This window comes from Vibrio celticus, assembly GCF_024347335.1.
Taxonomy (GTDB): Bacteria; Pseudomonadota; Gammaproteobacteria; order Enterobacterales; family Vibrionaceae; genus Vibrio; species Vibrio celticus.
On sequence record NZ_AP025463.1, the window covers coordinates 1,647,049 to 1,672,166 of the forward strand.

A 25,118-nucleotide genomic window follows, 5' to 3' on the forward strand; every position below is an offset into this window, starting at 1 on the left:
ATATTCATGATTACAATGAATTGGTTCGGTTGTGATTGGCACAGCTGTTAAGTAAGGAAGTGGGACTAATGTTGAAACGTAAAGCTCTACAACTAGCAGTATCGGTCGGCATGGCGGCTATGTCTGGCGCTGTTTATGCGAATGGTTCAGATATGACGAATCCAGACTCTGGCGTCGTGGTTGGCTATTGGCATAACTGGTGTGACGGTGGCGGCTACCAAGGTGGTAATGCGCCATGTGTGACGCTGGATGAAGTGAATCCAATGTACAACATCGTGAATGTGTCATTCATGAAGGTTTACGATGTGGCTGATGGTCGAATCCCAACTTTTAAACTGGACCCTACCATTGGGCTTTCAGAAGAACAATTTATTGACCAAATCTCGGAGCTCAATAAGCAAGGTCGCTCTGTACTGTTGGCTTTGGGTGGTGCTGATGCACACGTAGAGCTAGAAACCGGTGATGAAAGAGCCTTTGCTGATGAGATTATCCGTCTTACCGAGCGTTACGGTTTCGATGGTCTAGATATCGACCTTGAACAAGCAGCCGTAACCGCAGCAAACAACCAAACCGTGATTCCAGATGCACTTAAGCTAGTGAAAGATCACTACCGCGCAGAAGGTAAAAACTTCCTTATTACTATGGCGCCTGAGTTCCCGTATCTAACGACAGGCGGTAAGTACGTTCCTTATATCGATAATCTAGAAGGCTACTACGACTGGATTAACCCACAATTTTACAACCAAGGTGGCGATGGTATTTGGGTTGAAGGCGTGGGTTGGATTGCTCAAAACAACGATGCGTTAAAAGAAGAGTTTATCTACTACATTTCTGATTCTCTTATCAACGGAACGCGTGGCTTCCACAAAATCCCACATGACAAGCTCGTGTTTGGTATTCCTTCAAGTATCGATGCCGCAGCGACAGGTTTTGTGCAAAAGCCACAAGATTTATACGACGCATTTGATAGCCTAACGGCGCAAGGCCAACCGCTACGTGGTGTGATGACTTGGTCTATCAACTGGGACATGGGCACTAACAAAAACGGTCAACAATACAACGAGCAGTTTATTAAAGACTACGGCCCGTTTGTACACGGTCAAGTAACGCCACCACCAGTCGAGGGTGAGCCCGTTCTTAAAGGTGTCGAAAATACCCGTGTTCTCCACGGAACAACATTTGATCCTATGGATGGCGTAACGGCAACAGACAAAGAAGACGGCGATCTAACGTCATCAATCGATGTTGAAGGTTACGTTGAAACCAGTGTTATTGGCACTTACGTTCTAACTTACCGAGTGAAAGACAGCGATAACAACGAAACTACTAAAGCGAGAACGGTAGAGGTTTACAGCCAGAAGCCGGTATTTAATGGTGTGTCTGACACGACTGTTTTGTTGGGAACTGCGTTTGATGCTATGGCAGGCGTGACGGCGAATGATGCTGAAGATGGCGACCTGACAAGCACTATCACACACACTGGCAGTGTCGATGTAAATGAAATCGGCAACTACACACTTGTGTATAGCGTAAGAGACAGCGCAAACCAAACTGTAACCGCTGACCGTAAAGTGTCTGTGACTGATGGTTCTAACTGTGCTGCCCCATGGGATGCCGACACCGTTTATGTGGAAGGCGACCAAGTATCTCATGACGGTTCAACGTGGGGAGCAGGGTGGTACACTCGCGGTGAAGAACCTGGAACGACAGGTGAGTGGGGCGTTTGGAGAAAAGTTTCAGATTCTTCTTGTGGTGGTAACCCAGATCCGGGCGATGACTTAGAGCTTGCAGTTTCAGGGCTTCAATCAGAATATGCGCCAGATAACGGTAATGTTCGTTTAGATCTAACACTGACATCAAATGAAGCGTTAGATGTTACCGCTATGGTGACCAACAGTGCAGGTACTGTGGTTGAGTAAACTAAGGTTAACGTAACGGACAGCCGCGCTATTACCATCGATTTATACGATGTAGCGGAAGGGCAATATGGACTTGAAGTGGTCGGCAAAGCGTCTGACGGTGAAATGGTGATGGTAAACGATTCTTTCGCTGTTAAAGACGGCGGCGGTACAACACCTCCTCCAGGTGATTACCCTCCATATGAAGCGGGTACAAACTACGCAGCGGGTGATATTGTGGTCGGCAGCGATAATGGCTTGTACGAATGTAAACCTTGGCCATACACGGCATGGTGTGCAAGCGCGTCTTACGCTCCAGCAGATAGCCAATACTGGCAAGATGCTTGGACAAAGCTGTAGTCTGATAGCTCAACGCTAACAATATAAAGTAGACGATCAAAGAGAGGCCATTGTGCCTCTCTTTTTTATGTTTAAACAGTTATGACTTAGAGCTTTAAAACCCACTTAACATTAAACTCTGCTCTGCTCTGCATATTGCTCTAGATCAAAATAGGAGTGATTATCAATTGTATTACTTGTTAATAAATAGCACTATGCGCTCATTGAATTTTCTATATTGTTAATATTTGCATAATGAATCTTGCTCAAGTCGACCTCAATCTACTCGTTATTCTGAAACACCTTCTTGAAGAGAAGCACGTTTCCAACACGGCATTGGCGCTGGGTATGAGCCAACCTACGGTGAGCCGTTCTCTGCAAAAACTGCGTACCGTTTTCAATGATGACCTACTAGTGCGAGCGGCTTATGGCTATGAGTTAACGCCAAAAGCAGAAGCCATTAAGCAAGATCTCAACTCGGTTCTGACACGTTTAGAAAAGTTGGTACACGGCGATGTATTCGAACCGAAAAGCAGCGACAGTACGGTTCGCTTCTTTGGTTTAGTGCCTAATGTCGCGCACTTGTTGCCGAAGGTCGTTGCGGAGATACGCCAACAAGCGCCGAACATGATTGTTGATATCGACTCGATTCCTAAACGACACTTTGAGCCTCTGTTATCCGGTGATGCGCACTTTGTGTTGTCGACCCACGAGCCATTAAGTTCAGAGCAAAATTTGTATCGAATGTTCGTGATTAGCCGCGATTACCGTTTGTTGATGAGTAAAAACCATCCTCTGGCAGATAAAGAGCTCACCGTTGATGACTTGTTGAATAGCCAACTTGGTCAAATCTCACTGCAAGGGGATAAGAAGCTCTCGATCGAAAGTCGATTTAAAGATCTTGGCTTGATTGATAAGCAGCGCCAGTTGTCCATTCCAATTCAGCTTTCCAATTTTAACGTCGCGCCGGATATGGCAGAAGCAACCGACATCATCTTTCATTTACCGACACCTTTTGCACATCAAGCCGCTAAGCAAAGAGATCTTGTTTGTAAACGTGTGCCTAAAGCGTTGCGCCACCCATCAGAAGACGTCTACTTATACTGGCATAAGCGCTTTCATAACGACCCGATGTGTCGCTGGGTTCGCAATATATTCAAAGAGCTCTATACATGATTCATCTGCAGGGTGAATGAAAATTACAAATACCAATCGAGTTGAATATAGATCTCTTTAGTTATTTGAATGGTGAATAACGAGAATCAATTTTTGGTATGAAACTTTCGTTGATAAGAATGGTAGCTGGTTGTTTAATGCAAACCATTATCATTACTAATCACATATAAGAATGAATATCATGTCTGAGAGATCTCTTTTGATTCGCAAACCTCTTTTGGTTCGTAAACCCCTTTCGATCGCAGTCGCTGTTATTTGTACCTCACTTTCAGCTAACGTGTTAGCGCAAGCAACAGATGAACAAATGGTTGTTACGGCAACTCGTACCGAGATGGCACTAAAACAAGCGCCAGCTTCAATGTCGGTTATCACCGCGCAAGACATTGAAGACAGCCCTGGTATTACCTTGGCTGACATCGTTGCTGAATCAACGAGTGTTGAATCTGATTTTGATAGTACACGTGCTGGCCGTCAGATGATCTCTATTCGTGGTATGGATTCTGATTACACGCTTATCATGGTAAACGGCCGTCGTCTAAGTTCGGCGAGCGCTATCATCCGTGGTAACGACTTCGACCTATCAACTATTCCTGCTGATTCAATTGAACGTGTTGAAATTATCCGTGGCCCAATGTCAGCACTTTACGGTTCAGATGGTATGGGCGGTACGATCAACATCATCACTAAGGCTCCAGAAAATGATTGGAGCTCTACACTGAGCATGGACACTTCATCTCCACTTGATGGTAATGGAGGGGAAGAGTACTCGATGGGCTTCACGACATCTGGTGCGTTGATTGAAGATGAGTTGTTCGCGCGAGTTTCTGTTAACCAAACAAGCCGTAACGCATGGCAACCATATTCTGGTACACACAGCTCTGGCTACGATCGTGAAGATATTACAGCTTTAGAAGACCGTGACACGCTAAGCATGCTTGCTAGCCTGACATGGCATGCAACAGATAACCAAACCATAGATTTCGATTTTGGTTACAGCGACGACGAACGTAATTCAGCGGCTGAAAGCTCAAGCTCAGTTATTGAGTCTGACACGCGTGTTGTACGTAATAGCCAAGCGATTACACACAGTGGTTTTTGGAGCTGGGGTGACACGCAAGTACGTTACTCACGCGAAAATGTGACTGACAATGATGCGGCTGATCTGGGTAATAACTTCAGCAGCGATATCGAAGAATTAACTCAGATTGTTGAAGCGTCTGCGACCACTTATCTTGGTGAAAGCCATACGCTAACGTTTGGTATGGATTACCAACTGAGCGAGCTGACGAACAAAGAGAACCTAGTGAGTGGTTCATCTGAGGCATACCAAGGTGCACTATTTGTTCAGGACCAATGGTTAATGACGGATCAACTAACGGCAACTATTGGTGGTCGTTTAGATAAGCATGAACTGTATGGTGAAGAGTTCAGCCCACGTGTGTACTTGGTACACCAAACAACGAATGACTTAATCATCAAGGGTGGTGTGGGTAAAGCATTTAAAGCACCAACATTGACTCAAAACCAATCTGACTACCAAGTATCAAGCTGTAAAGGTGGCTGTGCGTTAATCGGTAATGAGGATCTAAGCCCAGAAACAAGCTTAAACTACGAGTTGGCGGCGGTTTACACTCAACCTCGTTGGAATATCGAAGCGGCATTGTTCCGAAATGAGATTAATGACCTTATTGAAAGAACAGACGGTTACTGTCCTGAAGGCGGTGATTGGAACGAAAGTGCTCGTCAATGTGAAAACCCAGACGGTTCACCAACGGGAGAGCTAGGTGCGAAAACTTACCAAAACGTCTCTGAAGCAATCATTCAAGGTGTTGAGCTAGGTGGTATGTATCAAATCTCTGATAAGTGGGCGTTTTCTGGGAACTACACCTACTTAGATACTGAAGATAAGTCGACAGGCGAACAGCTACTTGAGCGTTACAAGCACTCGGGTTTAGTTAAACTAAACTGGAGCCCGACTTTCGACCTGAACACCTTTGTTAGTGCTCGTTACCGTGGTGAGCGTCAGATCGAAAGCGACCTAACTCAAGACGCATACACAACATTGAACATTGGCACAGTGTACAACGTGAATGATTCAGTAAGACTGCGTGCAGGTATTTCGAACCTAACGGATGAGTCTGTATCTGAAGAACTAGAATATCTAGGTTATGTTGAAGAGCCACGTACTTACTACGTAGGTATGACTGCGGACTTCTAATCGAGAGTTGAGTAACTCATAGCTTGATACAAAAGAACCCACACTGGCTGATGCTCTAAAAGGAGAGCGGCGAGTGTGGGTTCTTTTTTGATCTATAGGTTTAGCTTAACTCGCTACTTATCTATTTATCTAGATTTTGACACATGTGATCAGCGCATTACCGGACTGAGTATCCCAAGGAATCAGCTTGTCGTAATCGTGCTCGAAGATATTAACCTCGAAGTAGGGCTTCAATATCTCGATTAACTCTTTAAACGAGAATGCCACCATTGGGTGTTCATCATTCCATACTTGAGTTTCACCAGCAGTCGTCTTCTCGATACTAAGCTTTAGCGCTTGCTTATCACCCTGACCAGAGTAATACCAACCAGAACGGAACGTGAAATCGTCTTTGTCTTAGTTTTTTGTGTGTCTAACAAACAGGTCGTTGCTGATCTTGTCTTTATCAACCACGTTAAAACAGAAAATACCTTCTGGCTTCAACGCGCGATGCACACTTTCAATACACTCTTTAAGCTTCTCTAGGCCATCGTTGTAATGGATGGAATACAGGAAGCAAGTAATAAGATCGAGTGGTTCCGTGACCTCAAAGTTACTCATGTTTTGTACTGAGAACTTGGCTTCCGGGCAGCGAACTTCTGCGATATCTAACATCGGCTTGTTAAGATCTAGGCCACCGCTTTGGTAACCGAAATCAATAAAATGACGAACGTGTGGGCCAGTGCCACAAGCTAAATCGAGGTGTGTTTTTCCTTCATTTCCAAAGATTTGATGGAGTCTACGTACGCAGTTGCTTTGCGTTTGGTAGTCAATATCTACACACATTAAATCATAGTAACCGGATAGGTCGGTATAGAGTGCGTTGGCGGACATATTTGCCTGCAGCATAAGCTGAAAAATTAGGGTGGCGCATCATATACCGAAATTGGAAAATCGCAATCAAATATTCGATCAATGAAAGCGTTTTATTTTCTAACTTATGGTCGTTTTAAATGAGACCGTTTAAAGGGATGTTTAAGCTGCCAACAACATCAGTACGCGTGTCATCGCTATTCACTTTGCCCTGACTACTTATTCGTTAACTAAAACAGGTGTTGCTCCCTCAATGCAGCGACCTACGGGCTTTGCGGAACGCTTTTATCACGAGACGAGATAGGAAAAATATGGTATCTAGGTAAACCCAGTGTGACATTTATAATTTTATGATTAATCAGTAATTTTACTGATTCAAACCGAGTTCTAGAAAAGGAAAAAACTCAGGAAAGTAGGCCAGTAATTAAAGCCAAATCACTCAAGCAAAATAAGCGAACTAAACAAGGAGAGTTGAGACAATGAAGCCAGAAACAAATGCACAGGATTCAATGGAAAATGGAACAACATTGGAAAGCAGTGCTTCAATAGAAATTAAGCTGGATGACTTGTCGGGTGGGGAAGTCATTGAATTGCTTGAAGAGCATCTTGCTGATATGTACGCAACTTCGCCAGCCGAAAGTGTCCATGCACTGGATCTAGATGGGCTCAAGTCACCAGAAATTACCTTTTTCAGTGCTTGGAAAGACAGCCAACTGCTCGGGTGTGTCGCCATTAAAGAGCTGAATACCCAACACGCTGAACTCAAATCGATGAGAACCTCACAGTTTGCTCGAAAGTCAGGTGTTGCGAGCCAACTTTTACAGCACGTATTGGACACAGCAACCGCCCGCCAGTATCAAACAATCAGTTTAGAGACCGGCTCAGAAGACTACTTTAAGGCTGCGCGTAACCTGTATGAAAAGTTTGGCTTCGGCTACTGTGAACCCTTTGCTGATTATGTGTTGGACCCGCACAGCCAGTTTATGCGTATTGAATTGCGTTAAGAGGCTAGCTTTAGATGTCGACTTACTTTGCAGGTTTCTCCCTTGGCCTTTCGTTGATTCTTGCGATTGGCTCTCAAAATGCGTTTGTTTTAAAGCAAGGGCTTAAGAACCAACACGTATTGGCAGTTTGTGCTGTATGTGCCATTTCTGACGCCTTACTGATTAGCTTTGGCGTGACGGGCTTTGGCGCAATTGTTAAGCAGTTCCCACAAATTGAGCAGTTCGCCCGTTATGGTGGCGCTATCTTTTTGGGTGTCTATTCATTCTTAAGCTTCCGTTCATCATTTACTGAAAACCACGCCTTAGAAGCCACTGCTGAAACCAAAGACTCGTTTACCAAAGCGATTGCGATGTGTTTGGCGTTCACTTGGCTTAATCCGCATGTGTATTTGGATACTGTGGTACTGCTAGGTTCTATCTCAACCCAATATCAACCGAATCAAATGTTGTTTGGCGCTGGGGCGGTATCGGCGTCATTCGTGTTCTTCTTTTCACTTGGATATGGCGCTCGCTTCTTGGCTCCAATGTTTAAGAACCCGAGAGCGTGGAAGGTGTTGGAATTTGTCGTTGGCGTGATCATGGCATCTATTGCAATATCTTTGATCGTCTAGCTGCGCGTAATTAGGCTTCCATTTTGGTATAGGTGTTGAATACACGCCAGTAGAAAACCTAACCTTACGTTTAATCTCACAAGCAGATGCAGTAAATATCGAATTCTTCGGCCCGAATGGTAATAGATTGGCAAGCCGTGATGTAGCGTTTAGCACAGTAACTCTGGGTGCTTCGTACAATTTTTAATGACCTCTGTGAAATAACTTACGGCTAATCTCATGGACACCTAAAACCGCTCTAACGTTGAGCGGTTTTTTTATGTCAAAAATAACAATTGATCACGCTATCGGCAGAGTTGGTCCAAAGCCTGAAATTAGTTGGTTTTCACAAGCTTATAAAAGGGAATTATCTCGACTATTTTGGTAGATTAAAGGTATTACAGACTTCCAGTGAGCAGCAATGAAGATTCTTCACACGTCCGATTGGCACCTTGGCCAAAACTTCTACAATAAAAGCCGCAAGAATGAACATGAACGGTTTTTACAATGGTTACTTGAGCAAGTTACAGAGCACGACATCGACGCGATCATTGTTGCTGGCGACATTTTCGATACCAGTACACCGCCGAGTTACGCTCGTGAGATGTATAACAAGTTTGTGGTCGATTCGAACAAGATCGGCTGCCAATTGGTGTTATTAGGTGGAAATCACGATTCAGTCTCTGTGCTTAAAGAGACCCAACAGCTGCTCAAATACATGGGTGCAGACGTGATTCCAAACACCAATGAAGATCATGCGACTCAGGTTGTCGAACTAAAAGGCAAGAGCGGCGATGTAGAAGCGCTGGTTTGTGCCATTCCTTTTATTCGCCCTCGCGATGTGTTGACCAGTCAGGCAGGTGTCACAGGCGTTGAGCGTCAGAAGCAACTTGGTGATGCGATTAAACAGCACTACCAAAATGTTTATGATGCGGCGGTTGCTAAGCGCGCGACGTTTGAAAACAGCGAGCACATGCCGATTATCGCTACCGGTCATTTAACGGCTATGGGTGTCCAACAATCCGATTCGGTACGCGACATCTATGTCGGCAACCTTGATGGTTTTGCCGCTGATGGCTTCCCAGATGCAGATTATATTGCACTTGGTCATATCCACCGCCCACAAGTGGTGGCAAAGCGTCAATACATTCGTTATTCAGGCTCTCCAATCCCACTAAGCTTTGATGAACTTAAATCTCAGAAACAAGTGTGTGTTGTTGAATTTGTTGAGGGCGAGCGCACTATTTCTCAATTGCCTGTCCCTACATTCCAACCTCTAGCTGAAATCAAAGGCGACTTGAGCGAGATCGAATCTCAGCTGAACCAATACATAGGTTTAGATAGCGAACAAAGCGTTTGGTTATCGATAGAAGTGCAAGCGCAAGATTACCTTTCAGATCTCCAAGAGCGCATGCGTTCATTAACTGACGGTTTGAATGTGGAAGTACTTCAACTGCGCCGAGCAAGAGAGCGTCGTAATCAAGCATTAGAGCAAGAGTCGGCAGAAACCTTATCCGAACTGAGCCCGATGGACGTGTTTACGAAGCGTATTGCCTTAGAAGAGTTTGAAACCGATTCTGAAAAAGCGCGTTTAGAGCGCATGACGGTGAAGTTTAAACAAGTGATGGTTGAAGTATCCGAGAGCGCTCAAGCGCCGAACAAAATAGAAGAGTAACCAGTATGAAGATTTTAAGCCTAGAATTTGAAAACCTGAACTCTTTGAAAGGACGTTGGAAACTCGATTTTACCCAATCACCGTTTGCGGAAAATGGCCTGTTCGCGATTACTGGCCCAACAGGGGCGGGTAAAACCACCATTCTTGACGCGATTTGTTTGGCATTGTTCCACCGCACACCGCGTTTAAAGAGCATCGCTAAAGGCAACAACGAATTAATGACGCGTGGCACGGGAGAGTGTTTTGCTGAACTGGAGTTTGAAGTACAGGGCAAAACCTACCGCTCGAACTTCCACCAAAAGCGTGCTCGCGGAAAACACGATGGCGCATTACAAACGCCAACGTGTGAGTTTGCCGATGCTGACACCGACAAAGTTTTAGAGACCATGCTGACCAAGAAAACCAAGTTGGTGGAGCAGGTTACAGGGCTTGATTTCTCACGCTTCACCAAATCTATCATGTTGTCTCAGGGTGAGTTTGCGGCGTTCTTAAATGCCAATGCTAACGACCGTGCAGAGCTACTTGAAGAGCTGACGGGAACAGAAGTCTATAGCCTGATTTCCGAGCGTATCTACGATCATTTCAAGTCTAGCGAGGAGTCGCTTAATCACCTCAAAGCAAAAGCTGAGGGTGTGAGTTTGCTGTCTGAAGAGCAAATCCAAGAGCTAACCGCAGATCGAGAAACGTTAGAAGCCGAGCAGAAGCGTTTGTCTGAGCAGTTAAAAGAGTGGCAAGCGCATCTAAGCTGGTGGAAAGATATGACCAAAGCTGAGCAAACTATTGCGACCAGTGAGCACGATCTTAAAACAGCTCAAGATGAACTTGACCGTAATCAACCTTCACTCAAGCGTTTAGCAAGCAGTGAACCGGCTGAAAAGCTGCGCCCAATACACAAAGATTTAAAGCGTTGCGAACAAGAGGTGAGCACTACTCAAGCTCACTTAGATAACAGCACCAAGTTACTCGCTGTTCGTGATGAAGAAAAGCAATCCGCGCAAACGAAACTGACGCAAAGCGGTGTGATTGTCGAACAGGTTAAAAGCGAGCAACAAGACCAAGAGAAGATCATTGATCTCGTGCGTCCGCTAGATAACCAAATTGCCGTGCTCAAAGATAAACAAACTGTGGCCGTTAATGCAGCGAATACGCTGAACGAGCAACATACTCAGCAGCGCAATCAACAGGCTGTTATAGTCCAAAAAACAGAGGTACTGAAGCAACAGGACCAACTCAGCACTGAGTACCTAAATACACATCAAGCTGACCAATATTTAGAAAAATACTTAGGTCAGTGGCAAGCCAAAGTTGAACAAGTTCGTATCCTAGAGCGTCAGCATTCAGAACTACTAAACTCAGCGAAGCAAGCTTTGTCCGCTGTGGATGCTCAGCAAGCGACTATCAAAACTGCTCAAGAAGTAAAAGTAACGCAAGACAAAGCATTAGCAGAATCGGTTGTGACAGAAAATAATACCAAGCAGCAATGGGAAGCCTTACAAGGCAACACTAGCGAACAAGTGTTGAATGCGCAAAAAGACCTGCTGGAGTTCTGGAATCGCAATACGCACTCGTTATTGGAAATTAATCGTGGCTTCCTAAATGCTCAACAACAGTTGCACGCGAAAACACAGGCACATCAAACTAACAATCAGTTGGTCGACAAACTTTCGAAAGAACGTGAAGTGCTGGTGGATCGATATAAAGAGAAAGAGACGTCTCTTGAGCGATTAACGCGTTTGATTGATCAAGAAGGCGAATTAGCGAAATACCGTGCAGCTTTAGAATCTGGATCTGAGTGCCCACTGTGTGGTTCAACAGACCATTCGGTCGAGCAGTCGCAAGATATTGCAAATCTGGTCTCGCAAAAAGATCGGGAAAACCTAGAGTTGGCAGCCATTAAGAAAGAAGGCCAAGAGCATCGTCAGCAATTAGATTCTCTTGCCCCTATGATTGCAGCGCTTAACGATGACATCCTGCGTGCACAAGCGGATATTCAACAAGCCCAACTGAATTGGCAAGGCATTGTTGGTAAGCTTCAACAGGGCTTATCAGATTTCGCTGGCACGGCTCCAGAGCTAGCTCTGCTAACGATTAACGATTTAGGCAATGAAGCTACGGTCGCGACCTTTGCTCAGCAGTGTGAACTTCAACTAAGTCAGATCTCGCAGCAACTGAAAGCATTGGGTGATGCCAAAGCGCACTATGCGGAAGCTGAGAAACAACGCTTGTCTGTAAGTGTTATGGCTGACAAGGCGCAATCTAACCTTGAGTTGGCCGAGCAACGCTTAGCTGATCTGAATAAACAAAACCACATTACAAACGAACAAGTAGCTAAGACAGCTCAAGCGAAAGATCAGCAATGGCATTCGTTGAAAGAGAGCATTGTTCAAACCGCTATCGAAGCACCTGAACTTGAACATATTGATGATTGGTTTACTGCGAAATCACAAGCATCAAGCACATGGCAGCAAACCAAACAGCAACAGGCCGATATTGAGAAGCAACTGATTACTCAAAATGCCGAATTGAAAACCTTAGATGACAAGCTAAGTAGCGCAGAGAAAGAGCTCGCGACACTGACGCAAGAGAGTGAGTCTCTAATGTCAGAGCTCACTCGTGTAACTGCCGAAAGAACAAAGTTATTTGGTGACAAAGACATTCAAACCACCAGTAATGCGATGAAGCAAAAAGTCACTGAAGCGGTTAGTGTATTTGATGCCGCTCAGTTGGTGCTTAACCGTTGCGAACTTGAACATCGAACCGAGCAAACTAAACATACCAGCTTCTCTGAAGAGCTGACCAGCAAGCAGTCAAATCACACACAAGTGTCGAATGCTTGGCTAGAAGCGCTGAAAACTAGCCCATTTGAAGGAGAGGCTGATTTTGAAGCAGCATTATTAGACGAAGAGGTTAGAACTCAGCTTCAAAGCCTGAAGAAGTCTATAGATGAAGCGATTGTCAGTGCACAAGCTAGGTTGAACACTGTCAAGGCGACGGAGGTGGAGCTACAAAACCACGAAAATGCTAAAACATGGCAAGAGCAAGACCAACAACAAGTTGAACTTGCGACGACTGAATGCCAAAACGCACAACAAAGTCATGCAACAAAGATCGGCGCGATTTCTGCCAATCTTGAAACGGATAGCCAGAACCGCAGCAATCAGCAAGATCTGTTCAAGCAAATCGATGAGCAACAAGTCGAGTTTGATGATATCTCACGTCTTAACTCGCTTATTGGTTCTAAGAACGGCGACAAATTCCGTAAGTTTGCCCAAGGTCTAACGCTGGAAAATTTGGTGTACCTTGCGAATAAGCAGTTGCAGCGTTTGCATGGTCGTTACGAACTTAAACGTAAAGCCGACGATGGGTTAGAACTGCAAGTGCTGGACACATGGCAGGGCGATGTGATGCGTGACACGAAGACGTTATCAGGTGGCGAAAGCTTCTTGGTGAGTTTAGCGTTGGCATTAGCGCTTTCTGATCTTGTCAGCTACAAAACCAGTATTGATTCTTTGTTCTTGGATGAAGGTTTCGGCACCCTTGATAGTGACACATTGGACATTGCCCTAAACGCTCTCGATAACCTGAATGCGTCTGGAAAGATGATTGGTGTTATTAGCCACGTTGAAGCACTGAAGGAGCGAGTGCCCGTTCAGCTTAAAGTGACAAAACACTCTGGCTTAGGTGTGAGTGAGATGGAGAAGCAGTACAAAGTTGTCGCTTAGGTTCTTGCTATATTCATCAGTGCAGAAATAGAAACATAGCTAGATGAAGCAGATCCCTCGACTCAGTCTTTCCTCCTTCTCGAGGATGACGGAGTCGGGGGCTGTTATCAATCATTCCGCCGCCACTCCTTAAAGTCAGGAGCGTTCAAAAAGTAGCCGTCACTCCCTAAAATGAGAAACGAGCGTAATAGGGAATCTCCAGTAAACGCAGGAAGTGGACTCATCCAAAAGGAAACGACCATGCACAAGAAGCCTCATTTACCGACCAAGACATGTCCCGTTTGCCAAAAGCCTTTTGCATGGCGTAAAAAGTGGCAGCGTTGTTGGGACGGTGTTATTTACTGTTCAGAACGTTGTCGTCGCAACAAGTCTTAGTCTTCATACACTCTACTCTCTATCAGCCAAGTCCGGTAAACCGATATTTCCTTCCTTTGTTATCATTTTGATGTTCCTTTAATCGTTTGGTCATTCATTTCTTAAGTTAATATTTCTATCTGTAAGATAAGTGATGTATAAAGGCGGCATGAAGATACCTAAAAGAATACAGCCTTTAGTTGACGATGGTTTGGTCGACGAGGTGACAAGCCAACTCATGAGTGGCAAAGAAGCATCGGTGTACATTGTGCGCTGCGGCGATACGATCCGTTGTGCCAAGGTATATAAGGAAATTAGCCAACGTAGTTTCAAAAAAGCGACTGCGTATCGTGAAGGCCGAAAAGTACGAAACAGCCGCCGTGCTAGAGCGATGGAAAAAGGTTCTGGTTTTGGCCGTGAGCAACAAGAAAAGGTTTGGCAAAGCGCTGAAGTGGATGCCTTGTATAAACTGGCAGAAGCGGGCGTTCGTGTACCTGTGCCTTATGGTTGCTTTGATGGCGTGCTGCTTATGGAACTGGTCACTGACGATGATGGTTATGTTGCACCACGTTTGAACGATGTCGTCATGTCAGCAGAGCAGGCGATCGAAGACCACGCTGTGATGATGACTTACGTAGTTAAAATGTTGTGTGTCGGTTTGATCCATGGTGACTTGTCTGAGTTCAACGTATTGGTGGATGAATATGGCCCGGTGATTATCGATTTACCACAAGCGGTTGACGCTTCTGCGAACAACAACGCTGAGTGGATGCTGGCTCGTGACATCAATAACATCCGTGACTACTACGCTCAGTTTGCTCCTGAATTGGCGAAAACCGAGTATGCCAAGGAAATGTGGGCGCTGTACGAGAAAGGCGACTTGAAGCCAGACAGCAAACTGACGGGTGAGTTTACGGAAACCGACGACTTGGCTGATATCGAAGCCATCATGCAAGAGATAGACGCTGCGCGAATTGAAGAGCAACACCGACGCGAGCGTGTTAAAGAAGAAAAAGAAGGTGTTGACGACAGCAAGTTCAATTGGGCTGAGTAATCGTAATGATCTGTTTTGATCTTTCGTAAAATGTCAGTCATAACGCCTTAAAAAACTAAGGCGCTCTTTCAAAAAAATAACCCAATAGAGCCTCAACTCTGTTGGGTTTTCTTTTTTAGCACTCATGAAAGACGGCCACTGGTATTAATTACCAACTTAACTGCTCACCATCGTAAGCGTAGAAGTGCCCACTGTTATCAGGTGTAGCAGTGCGAATGATGTCCACCAATTGATGGGCGACATAGCTCGACTCAAACAAGTTACCTTCAGGGACATTGGCCTGAAAAGGCTTCGATAGAGCTGTGTCTGTTGTGCCCGGGTGTAGCGCTAATACGGTGCCATTCTTAATGGTGCGTTGCCATTCAATCGACATGGTTTTGATGAACATATTGAGCGCCGCTTTCGATGAGCGATAGCTATACCATCCACCTAATTGGTTGTCTGAAATGCTGCCTACTTTAGCTGATACGACTGCAAATTTGGGATTGTCACTGGATTTGAGGATAGGCGTGAAGTGCTTGGCCAGTAATAAGCTAGGTAGGGTGTTTACCGAGATGTTTTTCAGAAAGAATTCTGGGTCGATAGAAGATAGGTTCTTTTCCGGCCCCAGATCTGGTGTATGAAGCATACCCACGCAGTTGATCAACCAATCAAGTTGTTCAAACTCAGAACTCAAACGCTTGATATCAGCTTCGTCGGTGGCGTCGACTTTGTGCCAGCTCAAGCGATTGTTTTCTAGTTCCGGCTGTTGAGAGTGGTAAGTCGCGTCTACATGCACATCAAGAAAATCAAACCGAGAGAGCTCAGATAATAGGTGTTTAACCACAGCGAAACCAATGCCGCCGCTCCCACCGACCACCAATATGTGTAATCTGAGTTGCTCCACCATTATAAGTCCTCCAAGTTTGTGATTCGTTTTTCAGCGGTATCGAGAATCGCTTGTTGTGATTGCTCGTCCATGTTGTCCCAAGAGCGATATAGCATACCCATGCGTGGGTTACGGTTTAACGCATCGCGGTGCTGGTTCATAAAGCGCCAATACAAGCTATTGAAAGGGCAAGATTGTTCGCCGCTGCGTTCTTTTATCTTGTAGTGACAGCCTTTGCAGTAGTCGCTCATGCGGTTGATATAGGAACCGCTGGCAGAGTATGGTTTGGTTCCGACGATCCCGCCATCAGCAAACAGTGCCATACCTCGCGTATTTGGCATTTCAACCCACTCAATCGCGTCGACGTAAATACCGAGGTACCAACTGTCGACTTGGTCAGGGTCTATGCCTGTGATTAAACAGAAGTTGCCAGTGATCATTAACCTTTGGATATGGTGCGCGTAAGCAAACTCAAGAGACTGGTCGATCGCATGCTTCATGCAGTTCATCTTGGTTTGTCCGTCCCAAAAGTAATGGGGCAGGTTGTTGTTTGCTGAGTAATGGTTTTTGTTGGAGTAAGCAGGCATGTTCGCCCAATAGACGGCGCGTATGTATTCACGCCACCCCAGTATTTGGCGTACAAACCCTTCGATCTGTGCAATGTCGATGCTTGGTTTATCTGGTGAACTGTCTCGAAGACAGGATGCTTGGTGGGCCGACAGTGCTGCATCAATCACTTCCTTAGGGCTCAGCAGTTTACTGTTCAGCGAGAACGAGATACGGCTATGATACAAGCTCCATTTAGAGTCGTGCTCTGTAGTCATCGCATCTTGAAACTGCCCAAATAACGGTAAGCAAACTTGGCAGAAATGAGCGAGCAGAGACAAACTTTGTGCTCGGTTCACCGGCCATAATAACTGGCTACCGACTTGACCAATGGTTTGCACTTGGTGGCGTTCGATACGATGCAAAATGTCTGTTATATCATTGGTAAACATCAGAGGCTGAGGCAGGTTTTCGATGTCTTGTTTCTTGAGTTTCTTTCGATTGTTCGCGTCGTAATTCCATTTGCCACCAACGGGCTTTCCGTCTTCTAGCAAAATGTCGAAACGCTTTCTCATTCGGCGATAGAAGTGTTCCATCATGATGTGTTTGTCTTTGGGAAATTGTTGTTCGATCTCTTCGAATGGAAAGAGAAAGTGTTCTGTATCACAACAACCTTTGGTTGCATTGGTCAGCTTGAGCTTGTTCATCTGCTCTAAAAGGCGATATTCATCTGGCCTTTGATATTCGAATTTCTCTGCGCCGAATTCGTGTACATAGTGCTTTAGAAGTGTATCTAGGTTTTCAAATTGCGTTGTGTCGTCAAGAGTTAGGTGCAGTACTTGATGGCCTTGTTCTTTTAATCCGTCAGCGAAGTAACCCATCGCACAGAAAAAAGCGGCCACTTTTTGAATATGAGACGCTACATAATCCGTTTCTTGTTTGAGCTCAGCAATGATGTAAATAACGTCATCGTTAACCTGTCGAAACCATGAGTGCTCTATGTTTAGCTGGTCTCCTAATACAAGTCGTACCGTTTTAAATTTCATAATGCGTCCTGGTTTGTGAGGTTTGTTGAGACTGCGTTACCGCCTGTCCATTGATTGATGAAGGCATGGTCTGGGTCGTACATTTCAGTCTGCTTGGCCAAATCAAAATGGCGTGATTTAGGTTGTGATTGGTTTTTCGCCTGGTTGTTGCGGGCGGGTTGATTGAGAGCCCCGGCGATATACGCCCAATTTCCCCAATTAGATGCCACGTCATAGTCGACAAGTTGGCTTTCGAAATAGGCCGCGCCGTGTCGCCAGTCGACGCCCAACTCATAAATCAAACAGCTTGCGGCTAACTGCCTTCCGCGATTGGACATGTAGCCAGTCGCATTAAGTTGGCGCATACATGCATCGACAATCGGGTAGTTGGTGTTACCGCTCTTCCATTTGGAAAAATTAAGGCTTGCCGATTGAGTGCTACTCTCTGCTATAACGGGGTTTGTGTATGAGCCTGTAAATAACGATGCCTTCAACGACATGCACTTCCAATAAAAATACTCTCGCCACAACAGCTCGAAATAGATCCAGTAGGTTGAATCGTTGGAACCATGATGCGACTCAAATCGCGAGAGGTGTCTGCAGATTGTTTTCGATGAGACACAACCTAATGCGAGCCACGGTGAAAACTTGGTCGAGTTCTCGATCCCATCCAACGCATTCCTAGTTTGTTTATAGCGGCTCGCGTAATCGTGTGAGAAGTAGCGTTCGAGATGCATTAATCCCGATGTTTCACCGCCTTTGAAGCTTTGCTCGCTCGCCAAATCACTCTTCGTAAAAATGGAGGCTTTTGAGTGACAGTGTGACGTTTTCGTTAGGTCTGGTGCTGGTGGTAATGTCGTTATGGTCAAAGTTTGTGTATCGACGGCTAAGTGTTCGATGAGTTTTCTGAATTTGGTAAACGAGCGGGGTAATTTGTCTAACGTAAAAGGGAAGTCATCGAGCTCCAACAGAGTCGAGTTATGAGATTGAATCGCAATTAAGTTCGGGCAGTTAGCCAATGTTGATTGCACTAGCTGTTGCTCGTTGTAGCCACAATGAACATTTGCAAACAAGTGAGTGACGTTTAGAGCAGAGATAATCTCGTTGAGCGAGTATTTAATGTTACCGCTTTTATCTTGGTCTTGTGTAAGGACGATGAGTGTTTGTTCTAGGTCGCTCAGGTTAGCCTTAAGATCGCTTATCGATTGTGAAATGAAAGCTGTGCGGTGAGCGCCATATTGGTGTTCTTGGGCGAACTGTGCAGAGTAGTGAGACAGAACCGGTTCGACAACCACACAAACGAGCTCATCGACGATTTGGCTTGCTTGGTAAAGTAGCGCATTGTCGTTGATTCTTAAGTCGTTTGTAAAAAGATACAGGCCAATCGTTTTCATTACTTCCACTCGGCGATTTGTTAATTATTAGACGCTTACGAGTTGATAGGCTGACAAGATCACAAATGATTACTCTAAGTGGGAAATAGGAGATTTCGGTCAGGTTGAGTGTGTTGAAGAGGATATCAAGCCAACCAATAATACCGATAGAGGTTGGCAATGCAGGCTATTTTTGAGTGTCGAACTGCAGCTTCTATTCCATAGGAACAACGAGAATATCGATAGGGGAAGTATCGATGATCTGTTTAGAATGGGAGATGAGCTTATGCCAAAAATCATGGTGATGGCCGCATAGCAATAGGTCAACGCCGTTGGCTTCGATGGCATTTTTGAGCTTATCGTTCAAATCACCCGTTCCCACGAAAATGTGCTTGATTGGGTGTTTGGCGTAGGCTTCAAACTCTTTCAAATGCTTAATGGCATCTTCACTGATGGGTAAATCACCGTCATTTCCTTGAATATCAACGAGTTCTGGGTAAATTTCCCCATGCGTACCATCGATATAAACAAATGAAATGCCAGCTTCTAGTTTATCAGCGAAGAAGGTCGCTCTATCAATGAGAATCTTGGTGTCGTCAGACAGTTCAAGTGCGACCAGAATATGTCGGTAATCCATAATTAAAGCCTCTTATTGTGAGTTATGTAATAAGCATAGTTTCTGTTGGCACAAATGATATCGAAGAGATCTCATATTGCGTAAAATCATCATTCAATGTTCTTCTAAGCACTATCGTATTTATATCGCTTTGATTGATAAGAAATTTACAATAGGTTGATATAGTGGTTGAAGCGCTAGCTTATGCTGTTAGATAGGCTTAATAGTTCAATGCGCCAATAACGAAGAGGCATTAATGACAGCACTACTAACCATTCCCACTCGAACATTAGGTTTCGATTACGACATTGAGATCCGAGACTGGTCTCAAAAGCTCGTCGGCTTTCATGTGTTTGACGATGGTAGACGACCGCTTGATGGGGGCATTGGGCTGAGCCTCAACCTTGTTGAGCAGTTTGACGTGAATGGTCGTTGGTTAGACTCATTGCCTGCGCGTTATCGTGAAATCACCGACGACTTTCCAGAGTATCAATACCAGATGCTTTGGCTTGCAGCAAATACCTATGAAGCCGCGCAATTGCTTGAATTAAGGCCAGTTATTTTGGCTTTGATCTGTATGAAATACAGCGTCGATAATCAGAAAGCATTGGCACTAAGTCGCTTAGGGCAAAAGAAGATCCTTGCTAAGTTGGGCTTAGACAGCAGTAAAGCGACACTCAAATTCATCGACAAGCTAGAATTGCATTACAATGTTGGTGATGAGCTGGACCACATTGTTCGTATTCACGAACCGCTGCAAAGACGAGTTCTTAAGTTTAAGCATTACTCAAAAGTTGGATACACAGCCCTACGTTTGGACCAAGTTCATCCATTTTTAACCGGCAGTCGATTGGGCATTGCGATGGTGGAAGAGGGCAGGCTTAATGCGCCGTCGAAGATGGCGATGTTCCAAGATGCGATATTGTTAGGACTGGATTTGGAGATGGATGATCCATTACGCGCCATTACCAGCCAGAACTCATTCGCGATGTTTGAACAACTTCATGACCGTTGGACGGAGCAACGCCAATTACGCCGCTTGGAGGGTAATCGTCCAATGGATAAAGACATCCCTTATCCCGTTCCTTTGCTCGGTAACGACAATATTCATCCGCTCACTGATTATTACGACCTTGAACACGAAGGCATAGAGCAGAAGCACTGTATTGGTGTGTATCATAACCGAATCATGAGCGATCGTTATGTGGTGTTCCGCATGCTCAAACCTCAGCGTTTAACTATAGGTTTACGCCGCGTCCCGAGCAAAGCATTTCCTTTTGAAATAGACCAAATTTGCGGAAAGCGGAATGCACCGCCGTCGGAATCCGCTCGCCAAGTGATTCACGACTGGTTAGAAGCGAGTAAGCAAAAGTACCCTAAGCAATAACCATGAAGTAGAAGGGATAGCAGGATGTATCAACAAGGAGATTTATGCCCGCATTGTGGTTTGATTATTGTCATGCCAACAGATTTGCAAGCCGAATGCTTAGGGTGTGGCGAAGAGATCAATCAAGACCCTGCAGACGATTACGACGAAGAAGAGTAACTTTACCTACACTGATATAAACCAAGGCTAGGATGGCCGTATTAGCCCTTCAAAGGATGGAAAGACATGCAGAAACTAATCTTTAGAAATTGCGATGAAAGTTCGCCATATTGGAGTGAATTAGAGGGCTTGTTTCAAAGTGAATGGTCGGATTTTAAGTTTAAAGATACCTATAAAGAAAACGTACAACTCCCTCCAGTAATAACAGTACTTCGCGATAATGTGGTCATTGGTGGCTTGGCGTATTCCTATTTTCAAGAACCTCACCAAGTTCGCGATGTAGTGTGGATCAACGCCGTGTTCGTCGACCCTCAATGGCGCGGTCAAGGTATTGCCAGTGAATTGATTAATCGTGGTGTTGAACAAGTATCTTCTACAGCGCAAACTCAACTCTACGCGTACACCAATATCATGGGACTCTATCAAGGGCTAGGTTGGTCAGTTGTTGATATCGAATCAGAACCGAACCATAAAGTGATGAGTATTGAACTTAATCGATAAGCTCGGAATAAAAGCCTGATATTAGGTTATCTAACGTTCGAGTAATGAACTCACCTCTTTCATCCATAACGCATAAACCTGTTAAATTTTCGTTGAAACTCATGCCGATATCGCCTTTAAATCAAACAACTAGCTGTTGATTAAAACGATCAAGACGATTTATTGCAGCAGTTGTTGAGCACAAAGCCTATATTGACTAGAATGACGCACTTTTTTTATTTACGTACATACAGGTAATGAACATGAGCGATACTAATTCAAGACCAGCTTTACCAGATCATCTTGCAGGTAACCCACGCAGCCCACACCACGTTGCTGAGTGTTTCGAATACCCAATCGGCATTCGTCTAAATGGTAAAGAGCGTACTGATGTTGAAGAATACTGCATCAGCGAAGGTTGGGTTAAGATCCCTTCTCCAAAAGCGCTAGATCGTTTTGGTCAGCCAATGCTTATTACTCTAAAAGGCACTGTAGAAGCTTTTTACATCGACGCATAATCACGTTGTATGGCTAGCTAATACTTCGAGTAATTAGCTAATGTTTGCTTAATTAGCCAACATAAAGCCACCAAGAGTTATTACCTAAAAGGGCCTAGAGAAATCTAGACCCTTTTTGTTTGCATTGATTTTGGCGAACTTCTTTAACCGATAACCCAAACCACCTTCATAACTCCACAGATTCAACCAAAATTGTTGTTATTCACTATGCATTTGCAGCAATAACAAAGTTGTTGTTGGTTGTTTTATGTTCGCTCGCTCTTTTTGGATTTATTTACCCTCGAAAGTTCTGATGTTTAATTGAACAGATACAAACAAAAATATGAAGCGCAGTCTAATTAAATGAAACTAATATGCTGTATTTAAAGTTATTTTTTGTTAATAACTACCTCTATCACAGAAATTAATCCTGAAGCACATACAATTCCCTTGATTTCGAATGAGCGCTAAATTTTTTCGTTCGAGCATTTTGATTCTTCCTTCGCCCAATAATTATGAGGTTCCTATGTTTGGAATATTCAAACCTATGGCGCATATCGATCGCTTGTCATCGGATAAGATCGATAGCACCTACACACGACTACGATGGCAGCTGTTTCTCGGCATCTTCGTTGGCTATGCAGGGTACTACTTAGTCCGTAAAAACTTTAGTTTGGCGATGCCTTATCTCATTGAACAAGGTTTTAGCCGCGGAGAACTAGGGGTTGCATTAGCGGCGGTATCTATCGCTTACGGCTTATCTAAGTTCTTAATGGGCAGTGTTTCTGACCGTTCTAACCCTCGTTACTTCCTCAGCGGTGGCTTGTTAATGTCGGCACTGGTGATGTTCTGCTTTGGCTTTATGCCTTGGGCAACAGGCAGCATCACTGCGATGTTTATTCTGCTGTTCTTGAATGGTTGGTTCCAAGGTATGGGTTGGCCGGCTTGTGGACGAACCATGGTTCACTGGTGGTCTCGCAAAGAACGTGGTGAGATCGTATCGGTATGGAACGTTGCTCACAACGTGGGTGGCGGTTTGATTGGCCCGATGTTCTTGTTGGGGCTGTGGGCTTTTAACGACGATTGGCGAACCGCTTTTTATGTTCCTGCATTTTTTGCCACTCTCGTTGCTGTCTTTGTTTGGTTTACGGTAAGAGATACACCTCAATCTTGCGGCTTACCACCGATTGAAGAACATAAAGACGATTACCCAGACGACTACGATACGTCTCATGAGAAAGAAATGACGGCGAAAGAGATCTTCTTTAAGTACGTTTTCTCAAACAAACTGTTGTGGTCAATCGCGATTGCTAACGCGTTTGTTTACCTTATCCGTTATGGCGTACTCGACTGGGCTCCGGTTTACTTAAAAGAAGCAAAAGACTTCTCTGTCGATAAATCCTCTTGGGCTTACTTCCTGTATGAGTGGGCAGGTATCCCGGGCACCTTATTGTGTGGTTGGATTTCAGATAAGCTATTCAAAGGTCGACGAGCACCTGCAGGTATCTTGTTCATGGTTCTAGTGACAGTAGCTGTGTTGGTATATTGGCTGAACCCAGCAGGTAACCCGACGGTTGATATGTTGGCACTGGTTGCGATTGGTTTCCTTATCTATGGTCCTGTAATGCTGATCGGTTTGTATGCACTGGAACTTGCGCCTAAAAAAGCAGCGGGTACAGCGGCTGGTCTAACGGGTTTATTTGGTTACTTAGGTGGCGCGGTTGCTGCGAACGCAATACTCGGCTTTATGGTTGACCATTACGGCTGGGATGGCGGCTTCATTATTTTGGTCGGCGCTTGTGTGGCTTCAATAATCTGTCTGCTGTACGCCTTTTTAGGTGAGCGTGCGCACCATAAACAAAAAGATCTTGAACGAGAGAAAGAAGCGCTAGCTCAGTAGTGTATTTACTGAATCACATCTATAAATAACAACAGAGGCAGGTATATCCTGCTTCTGTTTTATCAAGGGAAACAATAATGAAAACAACGTCACTGTCTCTGACCTTATTAGCACTAAGTTTATCTGCAAATGCGTTCGCCGATCCTTTAGTGATTGCACATCGCGGCGCTTCTGGTTATTTACCTGAACACACATTACCCGCTAAAGCGCTCGCTTACGCAATGAAACCCGACTACATAGAACAAGATGTCGTGATGACGAAAGACGACCAATTGGTGGTTTTGCATGATCATTATCTAGACCGCGTCACCGATGTCGCGGATCGCTTTCCAGACCGTGCACGAGCAGATGGCCGCTACTACGCGATTGATTTTACGCTCGCTGAGATTAAATCATTAAAGGTGACTGAAGGCTTTAACCTAGATGACCAAGGTAATCGAGTGGCTGGGTTCCCAGCACGCTTCCCAATGTGGCAGTCTGATTTCCGTGTCGCTACCTTTGCAGAAGAGATTGAGCTGATCCAAGGCTTAAATAAGACCTTAGGTTATGACGTGGGCATCTATCCAGAGATAAAAGCACCTTGGTTCCATCGTCACGAAGGCAAAGACATATCCAAAGCGGTACTTGCGACCTTGCATCAATATGGTTACCTATCAAAAGACGACAAAGTGTATTTGCAGTGTTTTGACGCCAATGAACTTCAACGCATCAATGATGAACTCATGCCTGCGATGGAAATGGATCTTAAGCTCGTTCAGTTGATGGCCTATACAGATTGGAATGAAACCATGACTTACAAGGGCGACAAAGCAACGCCGTACAGTTACGACTGGATGTTTGAAGCTGGTGGCATGGAAAAAGTGGCGACTTATGCGGAAGGAATAGGCCCTTGGAAGCCAATGTTGGTGGACGATGCATCGACCAAAGATAACATCATTATTAAACCGTTAATGAAGTCAGCAAAAGACGCGGGCTTGGATGTTCACCCGTACACGTTCCGTGCTGACCCAGGAAGAATCCCAGCTTATGCTGATAACTTTGATGGCATGTTGGATGTCTTCTACAACCAAGTCAAAGTCGATGGCGTGTTTACTGACTTCCCAGACAAAGCGGTCGACTTCTTAAACCGTTAATACCCGTCATTTACGAGCTATTAGTAACGAGATACGAAGAGCCAAAAGCACAGACTAAAGGTGCTTTTGGCTCTTCTTTCACTTTTTTGATCTTCTTGTATTGGCCTCGAAATCCTACCGAGATTCTTCTTTCTTAGCACACATTTTGATATTCACTCGGTTTACAGCAATAACCTGACTTGATAGGTTACTCCCAATGCAGCCAGATGCTTAATCTATAAGTATTTATCGGCTCAACCTGATATTGAATTT

General features: G+C 44.8%; 18 protein-coding genes and 3 pseudogenes. 16 read left to right on the plus strand and 5 right to left on the minus strand.

Annotated elements, in window-relative coordinates; genetic code table 11:
* Positions 1-68: 68 nt before the first annotated feature.
* From OCV19_RS07610 to OCV19_RS07620, 3 genes and pseudogenes are all read left to right on the plus strand, one after another.
* Positions 69-2,258: pseudogene (locus tag OCV19_RS07610) on the plus strand (immunoglobulin-like domain-containing protein).
* A 234-nt stretch (positions 2,259-2,492) separates the two neighbouring features.
* A complete protein-coding gene (locus tag OCV19_RS07615; protein ID WP_065675190.1) occupies positions 2,493-3,413 on the plus strand; it encodes a LysR family transcriptional regulator in 921 nt (306 codons plus the stop codon).
* Between the two features lie 181 nt (positions 3,414-3,594).
* A complete protein-coding gene (locus tag OCV19_RS07620; protein ID WP_065675191.1) occupies positions 3,595-5,631 on the plus strand; it encodes a TonB-dependent receptor domain-containing protein in 2,037 nt (678 codons plus the stop codon).
* 129 nt (positions 5,632-5,760) lie between these two features.
* On the opposite strand, the pseudogene OCV19_RS07625 reads toward OCV19_RS07620, so the two are convergent.
* Positions 5,761-6,504: pseudogene (locus tag OCV19_RS07625) on the minus strand (class I SAM-dependent DNA methyltransferase).
* 458 nt (positions 6,505-6,962) lie between these two features.
* Here OCV19_RS07625 and OCV19_RS07630 point away from each other — a divergent pair.
* The 7 genes and pseudogenes from OCV19_RS07630 (at position 6,963) to OCV19_RS07660 (ending at position 14,882) form a co-directional block, all read left to right on the plus strand.
* A complete protein-coding gene (locus OCV19_RS07630) occupies positions 6,963-7,487 on the plus strand; it encodes a GNAT family N-acetyltransferase (RefSeq protein WP_065675192.1) in 525 nt (174 codons plus the stop codon).
* A gap of 14 nt (positions 7,488-7,501) precedes the next feature.
* On the plus strand, positions 7,502-8,098 hold the full coding sequence (locus OCV19_RS07635; protein ID WP_065675193.1) for a LysE/ArgO family amino acid transporter: 597 nt from the start codon (positions 7,502-7,504) through the stop codon (positions 8,096-8,098).
* A gap of 13 nt (positions 8,099-8,111) precedes the next feature.
* A pseudogene (locus tag OCV19_RS07640) lies at positions 8,112-8,285 on the plus strand (porin family protein); the annotation flags it as partial.
* 213 nt (positions 8,286-8,498) lie between these two features.
* Positions 8,499-9,752 (plus strand): exonuclease subunit SbcD, encoded by a 1,254-nt coding sequence (gene sbcD / locus OCV19_RS07645; protein ID WP_065675194.1) that lies wholly within the window; start codon positions 8,499-8,501, stop codon positions 9,750-9,752.
* Positions 9,753-9,757: 5 nt separating this feature from the next.
* Positions 9,758-13,474: an AAA family ATPase gene (locus OCV19_RS07650; protein WP_065675195.1), complete on the plus strand. Its 3,717-nt coding sequence runs from the start codon at positions 9,758-9,760 to the stop codon at positions 13,472-13,474.
* A 240-nt stretch (positions 13,475-13,714) separates the two neighbouring features.
* The gene (locus OCV19_RS07655; RefSeq protein ID WP_080967357.1) at positions 13,715-13,849 is read left to right on the plus strand and encodes a DUF2256 domain-containing protein; all 135 of its coding nucleotides are present in this window, start codon (positions 13,715-13,717) and stop codon (positions 13,847-13,849) included.
* 148 nt (positions 13,850-13,997) lie between these two features.
* The gene (locus OCV19_RS07660; protein ID WP_083994248.1) at positions 13,998-14,882 is read left to right on the plus strand and encodes a PA4780 family RIO1-like protein kinase; all 885 of its coding nucleotides are present in this window, start codon (positions 13,998-14,000) and stop codon (positions 14,880-14,882) included.
* Positions 14,883-15,030: 148 nt separating this feature from the next.
* Here OCV19_RS07660 and OCV19_RS07665 read toward each other — a convergent pair whose 3' ends face one another.
* The 4 genes from OCV19_RS07665 to OCV19_RS07680 form a co-directional block, all read right to left on the minus strand.
* A complete protein-coding gene (locus tag OCV19_RS07665; RefSeq protein ID WP_065675196.1) occupies positions 15,031-15,771 on the minus strand; it encodes an SDR family oxidoreductase in 741 nt (246 codons plus the stop codon).
* On the minus strand, positions 15,771-17,342 hold the full coding sequence (locus OCV19_RS07670) for a cryptochrome/photolyase family protein (RefSeq protein ID WP_065675197.1): 1,572 nt from the start codon (positions 17,340-17,342) through the stop codon (positions 15,771-15,773). The genes OCV19_RS07665 and OCV19_RS07670 overlap by 1 nt, the downstream gene beginning before the upstream one ends.
* Complete coding sequence (locus tag OCV19_RS07675) at positions 17,339-18,715, minus strand: DASH family cryptochrome (protein WP_065675198.1); 1,377 nt, start codon at positions 18,713-18,715, stop codon at positions 17,339-17,341. Before OCV19_RS07675 ends, OCV19_RS07670 begins: the two co-directional genes overlap by 4 nt.
* 193 nt (positions 18,716-18,908) lie before the next feature.
* Positions 18,909-19,331, minus strand: a complete 423-nt coding sequence (locus OCV19_RS07680; protein WP_065675199.1) for a universal stress protein — start codon at positions 19,329-19,331, stop codon at positions 18,909-18,911.
* A gap of 235 nt (positions 19,332-19,566) precedes the next feature.
* Between OCV19_RS07680 and OCV19_RS07685 the strand changes: the two genes are divergently transcribed.
* From OCV19_RS07685 to glpQ, 6 genes are all read left to right on the plus strand, one after another.
* Positions 19,567-20,697, plus strand: a complete 1,131-nt coding sequence (locus OCV19_RS07685) for a PcfJ domain-containing protein (RefSeq protein WP_065675200.1) — start codon at positions 19,567-19,569, stop codon at positions 20,695-20,697.
* A 24-nt stretch (positions 20,698-20,721) separates the two neighbouring features.
* The gene (locus OCV19_RS07690) at positions 20,722-20,856 is read left to right on the plus strand and encodes a hypothetical protein (protein ID WP_261875693.1); all 135 of its coding nucleotides are present in this window, start codon (positions 20,722-20,724) and stop codon (positions 20,854-20,856) included.
* A 66-nt stretch (positions 20,857-20,922) separates the two neighbouring features.
* Positions 20,923-21,357, plus strand: a complete 435-nt coding sequence (locus tag OCV19_RS07695) for a GNAT family N-acetyltransferase (RefSeq protein WP_065675201.1) — start codon at positions 20,923-20,925, stop codon at positions 21,355-21,357.
* Positions 21,358-21,599: 242 nt separating this feature from the next.
* Positions 21,600-21,854, plus strand: coding sequence for a DUF3297 family protein (locus OCV19_RS07700; RefSeq protein WP_017059204.1), 255 nt, complete (start codon positions 21,600-21,602; stop codon positions 21,852-21,854).
* 505 nt (positions 21,855-22,359) lie between these two features.
* Positions 22,360-23,733 carry a glycerol-3-phosphate transporter gene (glpT, locus tag OCV19_RS07705; RefSeq protein ID WP_029235560.1) on the plus strand — a complete coding sequence of 458 codons (1,374 nt, stop codon included), beginning with the start codon at positions 22,360-22,362 and terminating at the stop codon, positions 23,731-23,733.
* A gap of 77 nt (positions 23,734-23,810) precedes the next feature.
* Complete coding sequence (glpQ, locus tag OCV19_RS07710; RefSeq protein ID WP_065675202.1) at positions 23,811-24,866, plus strand: glycerophosphodiester phosphodiesterase; 1,056 nt, start codon at positions 23,811-23,813, stop codon at positions 24,864-24,866.
* Positions 24,867-25,118: the final 252 nt, after the last annotated feature.